We start from the raw sequence: 12,296 nt of genomic DNA, 5'->3' as shown, positions 1-12,296 counted from the left end.
GACTTGACCCGGAAGCCCGGTCGCGAGAAGAGCGCTGGCATGAAGCCCTGGGAAACAGTGGAGCGAGCGCAGGTACCGGACGTGGGAGAGGTCGTGCTCGCCCGGCGGGATGAAGAGTACGTGCTGCGCGTGCGCGGCCAGACGTTGATGTCCAGCCGCCAGCATGGCTCGGAGATGGCCATGGCCGAGGCCGGCTGCGCGAACCTCACGGCGGACGCGCCCGCCCGGGTGCTGGTGGGCGGGCTGGGCTTCGGCTTCACGGTGCGCGCGGTGCTCGACCGCCTGGGGCCGGGCGCCCGCGTCGTGGTCGCGGAGCTGATGGCTCCGGTGGTGGAGTGGAACCGGGGCCTGCTCGCGCCGCTGGCGAAGGCGCCGCTGGAGGACCCGCGCGTCACCGTGGTGGAGGGGGACGTGGGCAAGGTGATGCGCCGGCAGCAGGGCGCCTTCGACGCCATCCTGCTCGACGTGGACAACGGCCCGAAGGCCATGACCCATCCCGACAACGACAGCCTCTACGACCTCACCGGCGTGTCGCACGCCTACAACTCCCTGCGCTCCAACGGAACGCTGGTGGTGTGGAGCGCCGGGCCCTCGGTCGCGTACGTGAAGCTGCTGGAAGAGGTGGGCTTCTCCGTCCAGCTCCTCCACCCCACGGCGCACGGCACCAAGGGGACGCGGCACACCCTCTTCGTCGCCCGGCGCGTGCCCAAGGCCAAGGGCTCATCGTCGTCGCGGCCGCCGTCGCGGCGCTGAAGCGCGCAAACGTTCTTCCCATCACGAGGTGGCAGCCCATGTGGTGCGTCCGTCTGTTCCTGTTCGCCGTCGTCCTCGTCAGTGGCGTGGGACACGCCACGGAGGCGGAGCCGATGCCTCCGCACGCGACGTTCCTGCTCCCGTCGAAGGCGCTCCGGGAGCAGCGCCGCATCAACGTCTACACGCCACCCGGCTACGCCGCGGCGAAGGGCGTGCGCTACCCGGTGCTCTACATGCCCGACGGCGGCGAGCAGGAGGACTTCCCGCACGTCGCCACCGCCGTGGACACCGCCATTCGCGCCGGCGAGATGCGGCCCGTCATCCTGGTGGGCATCGAGAACACCGAGCGGCGCCGGGACATGACCGGCCCCACCCAGGTCGAGCAGGACAAGAAGATCGCCCCGAGGGTCGGTGGCTCGGCCGCGTTCCGGGCCTTCCTCCGCGACGAACTCATGCCCCACGTGCGCCGCAAGTACCGCGTCACCGACGAGACGGCCATCATCGGCGAGTCGCTCGCGGGGCTGTTCATCATGGAGACGCTCTTCCTCCAGCCCGGGATGTTCGGCACCTCCATCGCGCTGAGCCCCAGCCTCTGGTGGAACAACGAAGAGTGGGTGCGCAAGGCCGGGGAGCGGCTCAAGGCGAAGCCGGACCTGAAGGCCACGCTCTACATGGCGTCCGCCGGTGACGACGTCGCGGCCGAAGCCGGACGCCTGTCCGAGGTCTTCCGTGCGAACGCGCCCGCGGGACTGAAGTGGAAGTACGAGCCCCAGCCCGACCTGCGCCACGCCAACATCTACCGTTCGCTGGAGGCGAAGGTGCTGCGAGAGGCCTTCGCGCCCGCCTCCACGAAGGCCGTTCCCTGAGCAGGTCACGAGGGCGCGAAGGACTGTTGCAGATCAAGGAGCAGGGGGCTCAGGAAACGGGCCATGAAGCGCCAGAGTCGCGCGCCCACCGACCCAGCGACCCCTGGGGGCCGTGAAGCGGTCTGCCCTCCCTGCGCATCGCCCGCCGGGCTCGTCAGTTGAGACCGGAGGGTGGAGCCTCGGACTGAATGCCGCCTGCCGGAGTCAGAGCCGCTCAACCTGTCAGACAGTCGGCCCGGCCGCCCGAGGCCGCGCTTGGCACGCCCCCGCCAGCGCAGTCTCCCTCGGGGCTCGCAGGGGGCGGCGGCCGGGGCGTCTGGAAATAGCGCCCCGCTGTCGGGCTCCAGGAGACAAGCCACTCCAGGGGGACAGGATGCAGTCCCGAGCACCGCGTTGTCCTCAGCGGCTGGCGCGAGGAGGCCGGGACTGTGCTCCTTGACGCAGGGGCGTGCTTCGGGAGCATCGTCCTGCCCGGAGACGGATGCAGGAGCGCCCAGGCTGCGCTCCTGAGCGTGAGGGACCTCGGGGGACACATGCTCCTGAGGACGTGGGGCGAATTGGTCGAGCACAAGCTCGTCGTACGCCTTCAGCAACACCGGCAGCCGGTGCTGGAGCGTCTGCACGTCGCGCTCGTCCAAGGCATGGTCCGCGCAGATGGCCCACTCACGCAGCGACTCGCCGCCCATGAAGGGCAGCAGCCGGGCCACGTTGCCCCGAAAGGCCCGTTGCAGCGACTGGATGAGGAGCAGATGCCCGGGATGTCCAGCCACTCGAGCCGCCAGCCGCAGCAACTCGAACTCCAGTTGCGCGCAGCGCTCCCCTGGGTACCAGCGCGCAGCGTCACTGAGCTGATAGCAGGTGCTCGTCAGTAGCCCCAAGTCCATGACGGAGGCCTTCGCGCAGCAGTCGACCAGCAGATCCACCAGCACCTGACGCTTGAGGCTGAAGAAACCCTCCAGGAGCCGCCGGCCCTCTTCGGAGCGCTCGTCGTGCAGCCCCAGGCCCAGGTTCTCCAGCGTCAGCGACTCGTCCAGCGCCACCGCGCGCGCCTGGCGTCCAGGGCGCTGCACCACCAGGCCCCGTGCCGCCAGCCGCCTCAGAGCCTCGCGCACCGTGCCCCGGCTCACTCCATAGTGGCGAGCCAGCATCCGCTCCGAGGCCAGCCCTCCGTTCCTCGGCAGCCGTCCCAGCGCAATGTCCCGCTCGAGCTGCTCCTCCACGTACGCCACGAGCCCCACCCTCACCATTCCCGCCGCCCCTCTCGCCGATGCTTCGCCCATCCAACCAGACGGGTCTGACATGGACGCCGGGCCCACCGTCCGCGGCACATCCTGGGACAGGGCGGCCTCGGGCCCCGGACGGCACAAACTGGTCCGACTGCCGGACCAGCGGCCCCGGACTGCGCGAACTGGTCCGACTGTCGGACCAGTTGGGCGACGTCGCTCCCGGCAGGGGGCTCTGTCCCCGCCCCCGCATTGGCGTCCGCCCACGAACCACGTCGCGGCCCCCTCTACGGTGTTCCACCAAGCGTGCGTCCCCCGGACACCTTCGGGGTGCAGGACTCGTCAACAAACCTCTGGCGACCTACAGAGGTCGTCGCGCAGGCGTGTGGGGTAGCGAGTCGCGGCGTAGCGAGTCGCGACGGCGCACACACGGGTTGCATTGTAGGGGGGTGGTCCGATGGGTCCGTCGCATGAGACCCAACAGAGGGCCGCTCCTTTCCAACCGTGGAGCGGTTCAATGGGCCTTCCCACTGGACAGCGTGGAGAACACCTGCTCGCCGCGCTCCGTGCAGGCGCAGAACCTGGCGAACATCGAACCGGTGAATGTTGGTGTTGGTATCTCGCACCCGGGCTTGTACGGCCAGGCGTCGGAAGGGCTCGTGCTTGAGCTCGCGCCGACGAAGGACCTTCGACACGAAGCAGGGAGTCAGTCCGGCGATGGTGCTCTTCCGTGGACTCAGCACTCCGGAACTGGCGGGCTTCGTCCGCCCCGTCCTTCCAGATCCAAGGCGGCAAGGAGCCCCAGCCGCCGATGCCGCGTCTCAACTTCGTCTTCATCAGCGCTTGGGCCCTGCGCGGCCCGGTCTTCCTCCAGCTCACCGACGCACGGATCTTCGGCGCGCTGGATTCGGCCACGCCGCAGGTGTCGCGACAACAGCCGCCGTCCTGGACAGGCCCGCTGCTACGGCGCGAGCCGCGCGGCGCCCGTGCTCGTCGCCTCGCGCGGCTTCATCATCCCGCCCGCCACACGCAGGCCCAGCCAGCGCGGCGTGAAGCGCGTCAGGTTGGCCTGCAGCCAGTTGCGCCATCCCGGCACCACCGACGCTCGGCCCTGGTCCAGGGCCTTGAGGCCGCGCAGCACCACCTCCTCCGCCGTCGCCATGGGGCCCACGGCGGCCTGCTGGGTGCCCACCACGTCGAAGAACGCCGTCCGGACGGGCCCCGGGCACAGGGCGAGCACTCGCACGCCGCGCTCGCGCGTCTCCTCCGACAGCGCCTCCGTGAAGGACAGCACGAACGCCTTGGTGGCCCCGTAGATGGCCATGTACGGCACCGGTTGGAAGCCCGCGATGGAGGCCACGTTGAGGATGCCTCCCACGCCGCGCGCGAGCATGTCCGGTAGGAACAGGTGGCTGGTGTCCGCCAGCGACGTGACGTTGAGCATCACCTGCTCGTGCTGCCGCGCGAACGGCGCCGCGTCGAAGGCCCCGTGCATGCCGAAGCCCGCGTTGTTGATCAGCAGGTCCACCCGCAACCCCTTCTCCTGGCAGCGCGCGTGCAGCTCGCGGCCCGCGCCCTCGCGGCCCAGGTCCAGCGCGATGACCTCCGCCTGGACGCCGTGGGCCTTCGACAGCTCCGCCGCCAGCGCGCGCATCCGCTCCTCGGAGCGGGCCACCAGGATGAGGTCCATGCCGCGCGCCGCCAGCTCGCGGGCGAATACCTCCCCCAGGCCTGAGGACGCGCCCGTCACGAGCGCGCGGTGGCCCGCGTAGGGGAAGGCGTTGCCCCGGAGGGCGGGTGAAGCACCAGAGGGACGAACGGGGGACTGGGACGAGGTCGTTTGCATGGGGTTAGAATGTGAGCCAGCGCTCACGTTCTCAACTCGCGTGGTGCTCACATTCCCTCGTGGAGGCCTCATGCCCCGCCGTCCCCCGCCTTCCCGTCGCAGGGCGCCCCGCCAGGAGCGGGCGCAGGCGACGTGTGACGCCATCCTCACCGCGACTGCTCGCGTTCTGCTCAGGGATGGCTACGAGGCCGCGAGCACCAACCGCATTGCCCAGGAGGCGGGGGTGAGCGTGGGGTCGCTCTACCAGTACTTTCCCAGCAAGGAGGGGCTGGTGACGGCGCTGATGGAGCAGCACCGCGCGCGGACGCTCGCGGACTTCGAGGCGGGGCTGGTGCCGCTGGCCGGTCAGCCGCTTCCGGTGGCGATGCGCGCGCTCATCCGGCAGGTGCTCGCGGTGAAGCGGGAGAACCCGCGCCTGAACCAGGTGCTGCATGAGCTGATGCCGCGGATGCGGCAGTGGGGCTTGTCGGATGTGTATTCGCAGCGGCTGCACCGGCTGGTGCGGGCCTTCCTCGCGCCCCGCTTCGACGACCTGCGCCCCCGGAACCTGGACATGGCGGTCTTCATCCTGGTGAACGCGGTGGAGGCGCTGTGCCACACGGCGCTGACGGAGCGGCCGGACTACGTGGAGGACGATGCGTTCGTGGACGAAATCGCCGCGCTGGCGACTGGCTACCTGCGTCCGGAGCCGTCCCCGGCGCGTCCCCGGGGCGCACCGCCCCGCCGTGGCTCCGCCGCCGACGCGGACTCCAGTGGCACCACCTGCGTCCGGTGACACCGGCGGCACTTCAGCTCCGCCCCGCCCGGCACCAGCCGCGCCAGCAGGCTGCCGCACAGGCAGAGCAGCGCTCCGGCACTTCCCTGGGGTCCGCATCCCGGGTCCCTCACGGCTCCCTGCGTTCGATGGAGCTGGATAGATGCCCACCGAAGGGCGTGTCCGGCGGCGGGCCGCCTACTTCGTGCCCGTCTTCGCTTCGGGGCGCGGGGCTGGCGCGGCCTTGGGCACGGGGAGCAGCGGCACCCGGCCTTCCGGATAGAGCGCGGTGAGGCGGTCGCCGCGAAGCTCCAGCGCGGCCAGGTGGCGGCCGTAGTGGGTGCTCAGGCCCGTGTCGATGACGATGACGCGGCCTCCGAAGCGGACGGAGAGCCGGCCGTCCTGCGAGGGCGTGTGGCCCATCACCATGCGGCGGGCGCCGAAGCGCTCCAGCACCTGCGTGAGGCCCGCGTCCCACTTCGCCTCGTCTTCGAGGGCGTAACCGCGGAACCACACCGGACCCTGGGGATCCACGCCGCCGCCCGGCGGCTGCCCCGGCGTCAGGTCCTGCCACACCCAGCGGTTCACCTCTTCGAGCGTGGTGCCCGGGACGGTGGGGGCCAGGCCGCCGTGGAGGAAGAGCGTGTCGTTGATGCGGATGACGGCGGGGTGCGTGCGCAGCCACTTCCCGTAGCGCCCGTCCGCGGCGTAGGCGGCGGCGTGGCCGTGCAGCCCCTTCGGCTCCCCCGGACCGTCGGCGGTGGAGGACTGATCCACGAAGGAGGCGAACTCGCCGGGCGTGACGTAGCGCAGGTCCCCGCGCATGTTCATCAGTTCGTGGTTGCCCAGCAGCGGGTGCACTCGGCCGCCAACCTTGCGCGCCTCGGTCTCCAGGCGCATGAGCAATTCGAAGGCGTCGCGGGTGTGGTCGCCCCGGTCCGGCAGGTCACCGGTCTGCACCAGGTGCGCCTTGCCGCCAATCCAGCGGTCCTTCGCGTCGATGAGGCCCGCCAGCCGGAGCACCTCCTTCAGCGCGTCCACGTCGCCGTGCACGTCCGCGACGGCGACGATGCGCTCCACGCCCTGGAAGACGAAGCGCTCCTCTGGCTTCGGAGCGGCGGCACCCGCGAGCGCGGGCAGGAGCAGCAGGGACAGGAGAACGGGACGCACGTGGCTTCCTTCCTTCGCGTTTCGAAGAAGGAGGAAGCCTAGCGCACGTCCCGTCCGGCCTACGCCCTGGCGGCGGCGTAGATGTCCAGCAGCGTGATGCCCGCCACGGCGCCGGTGGCGGCGATGAGCCGGCCCCTGCGCACGCCCGGCTCACGCAGGCCCTTGCCCATCGTCGCCAGGTCCAGCGCGTCACCGGCCACGCGCGCCCACAGCCACGGGCGCTTCTTCGCGGGGCCCAGCAGGGCCACGCCCGCGGCCAGCTCCCGCGCGCCGTAGCCGCGCACCAGCTTGTCCCCGCGCGAGATGCCGAAGAACCGGAGCAGGTTCCACGCCCCCAGCAGCTCCGTGATTCCCAGGCCCACGCTGAACCAGCCCAGCGCGCGCGGCAGCCTGCTCCTTGCCTTCGCCATGACACCGCCTCCTTGAAACAGAAAGGTCCGGTGGAAAGCTGGAGGCGCCCCGGGCGCACGCCAAGACCCTTGGCTGCCCGGAAGCGGCCACATCCTGCAAGGCAGGCAAGCGATAGAGCCCCTGCCCTACCGGAGGTTGCTCCGGAAGCGGGCCGGGACGGCGCGCAGGAACTGCGGATCCTTCCAGTCCCAGACGCGCTCCGGCGCGCTGTCCACGTTCACCGGGAAGGAGTTCCACATGTGCACGTCGAAGGTGATGGAGGCGCGCCAGTGGACAAGGATGCTGAACACGGCCGTCACCACGAGCACGCTCGAAAGGACGCGATGCTGGCGGGGCGCGTCCAGCGCGAGCTGCACGGGGAACGCGAGGAAGAAGACAAGGTAGGGCAACACGTCGGTGAAGAAGCGAGGCCCCACGGAGTGCCCTGCCCACCAGATGGGGAACGCCGAGATGGCCACCCAGTGCAACAGCACGATGAGGGCGAAGGCCTTCTCGTAGGGCGCCAGCGCGCCGCTGCGCCACCGCTGGACGAACCCCACCCCGGCGAGCACCAGGAACGGCGAATAGATGAGCAGCCCCCGCGACGGGCTCACCAGGTTCGCGGCCAGCGCCATGAGGAAGCGCGGCCCCACGATGTCCAGCGTGTTCCGGAAGTACGGCGACAGCGGCGCGCCGTAGACATGGAGGTTGTAGCCGCAGAACGGCACCGCCACGAGCGCCGCGCCCGCGAAGTACGCGAGGAGCAGCCGGCGGAAGCGCAGGACGAAGAACGCCGTGACGACAAGCACGGTGAGGGAGTGCGTGGGCCGGCACACGTAGGCGAGCGAGACGGCGAGCCCGGCGAGGAACGCGGTGCGCGGGACCTGCGTGGGCCGCGCCAGCAGCAGCATGACCCACGCGATGGCCAGCAGCCCGGGCCCGTGCTGCCAGAGCACCCGGCTGGCGGTGGAGTACGCCGTCGTCCCCAGCCCGAAGAGCAGGACGGTGACGAGCGCGGCGCGCGCGGACACGTGCCTTCGCAGCACGATGAGCAGCAGCGCCGCGGCGGCGCATACGTATGTCGAGGCGATGAGCTGCTCGGTGCGGTGGAAGGCGCCCAGGTCCACCTTGCCGGTGCTCCGGAACAACTCCAGCCAAGCCAGCGCCCGCGCACCCGGAGTCCCCAGGTGCTCGAGCAGCGGCCGCCCCAGGGAGAACACGGCCTCCGCCAGCGCCAGGAACGGAAGCGCGGAGACCATCACCCCGGGCGGGTACTCGTAGTACGTGCGGCCGCCGTAGGCGGTTCGCGCGTAGTCGGTCGCGGGCGTGAAGGAGGGCGCGTACTCGTCCAGGTCCGCGTTGCCCTCGTGGAGGATGCTGGCCGCGGAGGGGATGGACCACAGCGAGTCCGACTGAATCTGCACCTTGCTGCCGGTGTAGACCCCGAACAACCCCAGGCACAGCAGCCAGGGCGCGAGGGACGAGGCCGCGAAGTCGCGGCGGGACGAGGGAGACGCCGGAAGCACGACGCCGCTTCTAGCGAATCTTCCCGCCTAATGCAGGGCACCCAGGCGCTGCTGCAGCCGCCTCGCCACGCGGGGGAGGTCGTCGGGGGCCTTCACCGGCTCGAAGCGGCTGGTCAGGGGGTCCATGCGGCCCACCTCCACGAAGGCCACCGACAGCAGCGGCTGGCCATCCGGCCCGGTCAGGCTGCTGGCCTCCGCCGTCACCTGCTCGAACTGGAGCACCGGCAGCCCGTCCACCTTCTTGGGCACCACCCGGTAGGGGATGGTGAGCTCCCGGTCCAGCATCGCCTCCAGCGAGAAGGTGATGTTGTTCGTGGAGATGAAGGGGTGCGCCGCCGGGTCCACCTTCTCCACCAGCTGCAGCCGGCCCGCCAGGCGCACCGGCGCGGCGCCCGCGTCCAGCGCTCCGCTGGGGTTGGCGCGGGGCGTGACCTCCACCGTCATGTCGCAACCCAGTATCAGGTGCATCCCGATGACGGCCGGGTCCAGCGAGGCCGCCAGGTTGTCCACGTTGGAGAAGGCCACGTACCGCACGCCGCGCTGCCGGAGCTGCTGGCCCACCCCGCTCTCGCGCAGGGCCCGGAAGACGTCGCCGTGGCCGGAGGGCGCGAAGGACAACCGGCCGTCCGCCTCGCGGAACAGGCGGCCCTCCGGGGTCAGCCTCGGCAGCATTCCCTGACGGAAGAGCAGCACGTCCTCGCCCCACCCGCCCGAGGCCAGGTGCGCGGCGATGGCGTCGTGCGTGAGGAAGGACGTCATCACCGCCACGGGCACCGGCCGCCCCACCCGCGCGCCCCACCGCCGCGCATCCTCCAGCTTGAAGTCCAGGAAGGTGCGCCCGGCCATGACGGGGACGAGCCCCTTCACGCTGCCGCCAAAGCGGGTCCCGGCGCCCCCCGCCACCACGAGCGCCGCCACCTGTCCCTGGCGGAAGGCCTCCTCGCCCCGGGCCCGGCACGCGTCGTGTTCCGGAGTGCCTTCGGCCGGGAGCGGCCGGAGGTCACCCGCGCGCAGCGGGCGGACCACGCCCTCGAGCGGACGCGACGCGGTCAGCTCCCCCCGTTGGTAGCGGGCCAGCAGGCTCCTGAAGCGGGCCGCGTCGAAGCCGTCGCGCTGGAGCCTGGGATCGTCCAGCTCTTCATCCTGGGTCTCGGTGTTCACACCGGCGAAGGTGTGTGGCCCGGCGCCCGTGGACATCGTCCCCAGGGGAGGGGGGACCGGCGAAGCACGCCGCTCCCATGGGCCGGCCGCAGGGCCAGGCGGTGGCCCTGCCCACGCCGAGCACGCGCCCAGCGCGAACCCTCCAGCCAACGCGGCCAGGCCCGCGGCGATGAGCAGGTAGCGCGAAGGTCGATGGCGTCCGGACGTCATGCGTTCTTCCCCACGGAGGGAGGGTTCGGGGCAGCGGCGAAAGGAAGCGATGTGGGGGACTGCTGGCGGTTGCGCCAGTAGGGGGCCGCGGACCAGCGGCGCTCCAGGCGGTAGTAGCCCTCGCGGATGCGCAGGTGCTCCTGGAACTGGTGCCGCACCCGCACCTCGTGGAGGCGCAGCGCGGCGGTGTCCCCCTGGAGGAAGCGGATCACCGCCTCCGCCGCGGGAGGCGCGGAGCGCAGGGCCTGGGACGTCCCCTGCGAGGACAGCGGATCCAGCGTGCACGCGGCGTCCCCCACCGCGAGCCAGTCCTCGCCGTGCAGCCGGTCCAGGCAGGCGACGTTCGCGGACACCGCGCGCAGGGACACGCCGCTGAAGTCACACGCCTCCAGGCGTTGGCGGGTCTCCTTCGCGCGCTCCATCCGCGCCCGCCACGCCTCGGGGTCCCTCGGCGAGAGGCCGTGGAGCGAGTCCCGGTCGCCCATGAGCCCGAAGACGACCTGGTCGCCGGGCATCCGCGCGGAGTACCACCAGCCGTCCTCGCACGCCTCCACCAGCGAGAGCGCGTCCACGCCCCGGCCAGGATGGAGCGGCAACGTGCCGCACACGCCGTGGGTCCGGTCCACCGTGTGGCGGCGGGCGCCTTGCGACGCGGCGAAGACCGCGCTCCGGCCCGTGGCATCCACCACGAAGCGCACGTCCACGAAGCCGCGAGGCGCGTCCCCTTCCACCGGCAGGAAGAGCCGGTGACCTCCGCCCGCCAGCAGCTGCCACCGGGTGATCGCCGTGCCGCTGTGGACGTCCACGCCATGGCGCAGGGCCTCGTCCGCCAGCATCCGGTCGAACCGGGCGCGGTCCAGGTGCCAGCCCGTGCCCCACGGCGAGCGCAAAAGGTCGTTGTATGCCAGCGACGAGGTCCCCCACCGCGAACAGGAGCCCGTGGAGCGCAGGTGGCCCTGGCGCGCGAAGGCGTCCCAGACGCCCAGCTGGGCGAGCAACCGGCGGCTGTCCGGGGGCAGCGTCTCGCCCAGGTGGAAGCGCTCGGACGTGGAGCGCTCGAACAGGGCGACGCGCAGGTCCGCGTGCCGGCGCAACGCCAACGCGAGCCCCGCTCCCGCAGGGCCACCGCCCAACACGGCGACGTCATACCGGGTGCCGTCCATGCTCAATCCGCCGCGCCCGGAGGCTTCACCTCGAGCCGCTCGGAGCAAGGGATGTCGACGGTGTCCGGCGGGTCGGGCGCATGGGCGTGGCCCGGACACATTGCACCCGTCGTACCAGCCTCCCCCGCCTCGATGACGAAGGCGTGTCTGGAGTTACGAGCCGGGGCGGCGGGCGCGTGCGCGGCGGGACACGTCAGGCGCTGGCCGCTGACGTGTCAGCCCGGGCGATGGACGCGTCAACCCGCCTGACCCCGGCGGGGGAATCAGCGAGGATGGCAGCCATGAGAATCTGGGTCGATGCCGATGCGTGTCCGGGGCCCGTGCGGGACATCCTCTTGCGCGCCGTGCAGCGCGTGAAGGTGCCCATCGTCTTCGTGGCGAACAAACCCCTGGCGCTGCTGCGGCTGGCGTACGTGTCCACGGTGCAGGTGGGCGCGGGGCTGGACGTGGCGGACCGGCACATCGCCACGTCCGCGCAGAAGGGCGACCTGGCCGTCACGCAGGACATCCCGCTGGCCGCGCTGCTCGTGCCCAAGGGCGTCGTCGTGATGGATCCACGCGGGGAGCTGTTCACGCCGGAGAACATCGACGAGCGGCTGTCGGTGCGGAACTTCATGCAGGAGCTGCGCGACAGCGGCGTCACCACCGGCGGTCCCAGCGGCTTCTCTCAGCAGGACCGCCAGCAGTTCGCCGCCACGCTGGACCGGGAGCTGACCCGGCTGGTGAAGCAGCAGGGCTGAACGCACCTAATGGCCGGCGCCGCCGCTGCCCTCCTCCGGAGGCGTGCCCGTGGACGGAGCCACGGGGCTCGTCCCGATGCCCTTGTTGCGGTGCCACCCGTCCGGGGTGATGTCCAGCCGGGCCCCCTCGCTCTGGGAGGGGGCGGGTTCCGGGGCCAGCGGATCCACCTTGCGTGTGTCGATGCTCCCCGAGCCGCCCGTCCCCAGCGTGTCCACGTCCACGCATTGGAAGTCCTCCGGCTTCGAGGACTTCGGGATGCCCGTGCCGTCGGTGGCCGCGGCGGAGGCCTGGGCATCGGCGCCCACGTCACCGTAGAAGTTCATGCCGTGGGTGCGGAACATCTCCTGCGTGCGCGGGGACTCCTGCGCGTCCCAGGACATCTCGTCGGTGGCGAACGCTTCGGACGGCGGTTGCTGCTGAACCGCGGCCGTCTGCGTGGCGCAGCCTCCCAGCAGGAGCGCGGTCAGCGAGGCCATGAGCGGAAGCTTCATCG

Annotated in this window: 12 protein-coding genes; 4 read left to right on the top strand and 8 right to left on the bottom strand. The window is 71.4% G+C overall.

Going from position 1 to position 12,296, the window contains the following annotated elements; translation table 11 throughout:
* Nucleotides 1-39 precede the first annotated feature (39 nt).
* A complete protein-coding gene (locus AABA78_RS26105) occupies nt 40-753 on the top strand; it encodes a spermine/spermidine synthase domain-containing protein (RefSeq protein WP_338266825.1) in 714 nt (237 codons plus the stop codon).
* A gap of 38 nt (nt 754-791) precedes the next feature.
* Nucleotides 792-1,619, top strand: a complete 828-nt coding sequence (locus AABA78_RS26100) for an alpha/beta hydrolase (protein WP_338266823.1) — start codon at nt 792-794, stop codon at nt 1,617-1,619.
* 5 nt (nt 1,620-1,624) lie between these two features.
* Here AABA78_RS26100 and AABA78_RS26095 read toward each other — a convergent pair whose 3' ends face one another.
* The gene (locus AABA78_RS26095) at nt 1,625-2,866 is read right to left on the bottom strand and encodes a FadR/GntR family transcriptional regulator (protein ID WP_338266821.1); all 1,242 of its coding nucleotides are present in this window, start codon (nt 2,864-2,866) and stop codon (nt 1,625-1,627) included.
* Between the two features lie 937 nt (nt 2,867-3,803).
* On the bottom strand, nt 3,804-4,688 hold the full coding sequence (locus AABA78_RS26090) for an SDR family NAD(P)-dependent oxidoreductase (RefSeq protein ID WP_338266820.1): 885 nt from the start codon (nt 4,686-4,688) through the stop codon (nt 3,804-3,806).
* A 70-nt stretch (nt 4,689-4,758) separates the two neighbouring features.
* Here AABA78_RS26090 and AABA78_RS26085 point away from each other — a divergent pair, with 70 nt between their 5' ends.
* Nucleotides 4,759-5,463 carry a TetR/AcrR family transcriptional regulator gene (locus tag AABA78_RS26085; protein ID WP_338266818.1) on the top strand — a complete coding sequence of 235 codons (705 nt, stop codon included), beginning with the start codon at nt 4,759-4,761 and terminating at the stop codon, nt 5,461-5,463.
* 177 nt (nt 5,464-5,640) lie between these two features.
* Here AABA78_RS26085 and AABA78_RS26080 read toward each other — a convergent pair whose 3' ends face one another.
* The 5 genes from AABA78_RS26080 to AABA78_RS26060 all read right to left on the bottom strand — a co-directional run bounded on the left by AABA78_RS26080 (nt 5,641) and on the right by AABA78_RS26060 (nt 11,062).
* The gene (locus AABA78_RS26080) at nt 5,641-6,612 is read right to left on the bottom strand and encodes a metallophosphoesterase (protein WP_338266815.1); all 972 of its coding nucleotides are present in this window, start codon (nt 6,610-6,612) and stop codon (nt 5,641-5,643) included.
* A gap of 59 nt (nt 6,613-6,671) precedes the next feature.
* Entirely contained in the window at nt 6,672-7,022 is a 351-nt protein-coding gene (locus AABA78_RS26075) for a hypothetical protein (RefSeq protein WP_171421878.1), read from the bottom strand.
* A gap of 126 nt (nt 7,023-7,148) precedes the next feature.
* Nucleotides 7,149-8,528: a hypothetical protein gene (locus AABA78_RS26070; RefSeq protein ID WP_338266813.1), complete on the bottom strand. Its 1,380-nt coding sequence runs from the start codon at nt 8,526-8,528 to the stop codon at nt 7,149-7,151.
* Nucleotides 8,529-8,555: 27 nt separating this feature from the next.
* On the bottom strand, nt 8,556-9,725 hold the full coding sequence (locus tag AABA78_RS26065) for a UTP--glucose-1-phosphate uridylyltransferase (RefSeq protein ID WP_338266811.1): 1,170 nt from the start codon (nt 9,723-9,725) through the stop codon (nt 8,556-8,558).
* 170 nt (nt 9,726-9,895) lie between these two features.
* A complete protein-coding gene (locus tag AABA78_RS26060; protein ID WP_338266809.1) occupies nt 9,896-11,062 on the bottom strand; it encodes an NAD(P)/FAD-dependent oxidoreductase in 1,167 nt (388 codons plus the stop codon).
* Nucleotides 11,063-11,343: 281 nt separating this feature from the next.
* Here AABA78_RS26060 and AABA78_RS26055 point away from each other — a divergent pair, with 281 nt between their 5' ends.
* Nucleotides 11,344-11,802, top strand: a complete 459-nt coding sequence (locus tag AABA78_RS26055) for a YaiI/YqxD family protein (RefSeq protein WP_338266807.1) — start codon at nt 11,344-11,346, stop codon at nt 11,800-11,802.
* 6 nt (nt 11,803-11,808) lie between these two features.
* Here the strand turns inward: AABA78_RS26055 and AABA78_RS26050 are convergent, their stop codons facing one another.
* Entirely contained in the window at nt 11,809-12,294 is a 486-nt protein-coding gene (locus AABA78_RS26050; RefSeq protein WP_338266805.1) for a hypothetical protein, read from the bottom strand.
* Between the last annotated feature and the right edge of the window lie 2 nt (nt 12,295-12,296).

It is taken from the genome of Corallococcus caeni, from assembly GCF_036245865.1.
Taxonomy (GTDB): Bacteria; Myxococcota; Myxococcia; order Myxococcales; family Myxococcaceae; genus Corallococcus; species Corallococcus caeni.
This window is presented reverse-complemented; position numbering and strand designations above follow the sequence as displayed.

Coding starts and splice junctions, on each gene's coding strand:
- AABA78_RS26105 (WP_338266825.1), top strand. CDS start 40: ATGAAGCCCTGGGAAACAGTGGAGCGAGCGCAGGTACCGGACGTGGGA.
- AABA78_RS26100 (WP_338266823.1), top strand. CDS start 792: ATGTGGTGCGTCCGTCTGTTCCTGTTCGCCGTCGTCCTCGTCAGTGGC.
- AABA78_RS26095 (WP_338266821.1), bottom strand. CDS start 2,866: ATGGTGAGGGTGGGGCTCGTGGCGTACGTGGAGGAGCAGCTCGAGCGG.
- AABA78_RS26090 (WP_338266820.1), bottom strand. CDS start 4,688: ATGCAAACGACCTCGTCCCAGTCCCCCGTTCGTCCCTCTGGTGCTTCA.
- AABA78_RS26085 (WP_338266818.1), top strand. CDS start 4,759: ATGCCCCGCCGTCCCCCGCCTTCCCGTCGCAGGGCGCCCCGCCAGGAG.
- AABA78_RS26075 (WP_171421878.1), bottom strand. CDS start 7,022: ATGGCGAAGGCAAGGAGCAGGCTGCCGCGCGCGCTGGGCTGGTTCAGC.
- AABA78_RS26065 (WP_338266811.1), bottom strand. CDS start 9,725: ATGTCCACGGGCGCCGGGCCACACACCTTCGCCGGTGTGAACACCGAG.
- AABA78_RS26060 (WP_338266809.1), bottom strand. CDS start 11,062: ATGGACGGCACCCGGTATGACGTCGCCGTGTTGGGCGGTGGCCCTGCG.
- AABA78_RS26055 (WP_338266807.1), top strand. CDS start 11,344: ATGAGAATCTGGGTCGATGCCGATGCGTGTCCGGGGCCCGTGCGGGAC.
- AABA78_RS26050 (WP_338266805.1), bottom strand. CDS start 12,294: ATGAAGCTTCCGCTCATGGCCTCGCTGACCGCGCTCCTGCTGGGAGGC.